Consider the following 1,180-nt stretch of genomic DNA (forward strand, 5'->3'; position numbering starts at 1 on the left):
GCATGTCTGGCAATCGTGGTGTGGTGTATCTCGGCGCTGGCAAGGTCGAAGTACAGAAAATCGACTATCCGAAAATGCAGGACCCGCGCGGTCGCAAGATCGAGCACGGGGTCATTCTCAAAGTGGTTTCCACCAACATCTGCGGCTCCGACCAACACATGGTGCGCGGTCGGACCACGGCGCAGACCGGTCTGGTGCTGGGTCACGAAATCACCGGCGAGGTGATCGAAAAGGGCTCCGACGTCGAAAACCTGAAGATCGGCGATCTGGTCTCTGTTCCGTTCAACGTAGCTTGCGGGCGCTGCCGTTCCTGCAAAGAGCAACACACCGGCGTCTGCCTGACCGTCAACCCGGCCCGTGCCGGCGGCGCATACGGTTACGTCGACATGGGTGACTGGACCGGTGGCCAGGCTGAATACGTGCTGGTGCCGTACGCCGACTTCAACCTGCTGAAACTGCCGGATCGCGACAAGGCCATGGAGAAAATCCGCGACCTGACCTGCCTCTCCGACATCCTCCCGACCGGTTACCACGGCGCCATGACTGCCGGCGTTGGCCCGGGCAGCTCCGTGTACATCGCCGGCGCCGGTCCGGTCGGTCTGGCCGCTGCCGCTTCCGCACGTTTGCTTGGTGCTGCGGTGGTGATTGTCGGCGACGTCAATACCATCCGCCTGGCCCACGCCAAGGCCCAGGGCTTTGAAGTCGTCGACCTGTCCAAGGACACCCCGCTGCACGAACAGATCGCCGCACTGCTGGGCGAGCCGGAAGTCGACTGCGCAGTGGACTGCGTTGGCTTCGAAGCACGCGGCCACGGCCACGACGGCGTCAAGGCCGAAGCCCCGGCCACGGTGCTCAACTCACTGATGGGCGTGGTGCGCGTTGCCGGCAAGATCGGTATCCCGGGCCTGTACGTCACCGAAGATCCGGGCGCCGTCGACGCCGCGGCGAAAATGGGCAGCCTGAGCATCCGCTTCGGCCTGGGCTGGGCCAAATCCCACAGCTTCCACACCGGCCAGACTCCAGTGATGAAGTACAACCGCCAGTTGATGCAGGCGATCATGTGGGACCGCATCAACATTGCCGAAGTGGTCGGCGTGCAAGTGATCAGCCTCGATCAGGCGCCGGAAGGTTACGGCGAGTTCGATGCGGGTGTGCCGAAGAAGTTTGTGATTGATCCGCA

At 63.1% G+C, this 1,180-nt stretch carries 1 protein-coding gene; it reads left to right on the forward strand.

Annotated elements, in window-relative coordinates; genetic code table 11:
• Positions 1 to 2 precede the first annotated feature (2 nt).
• Positions 3 to 1,180, forward strand: a 1,178-nt coding sequence (gene fdhA, locus D6877_RS07085; protein WP_130910318.1) for a formaldehyde dehydrogenase, glutathione-independent, incomplete at its 3' end; no start/stop codon positions are given.

Origin of the sequence: Pseudomonas sp. Sample_9 (assembly GCF_004307535.1) — a bacterium.
GTDB classification, from domain to species: Bacteria; Pseudomonadota; Gammaproteobacteria; order Pseudomonadales; family Pseudomonadaceae; genus Aquipseudomonas; species Aquipseudomonas mercuritolerans.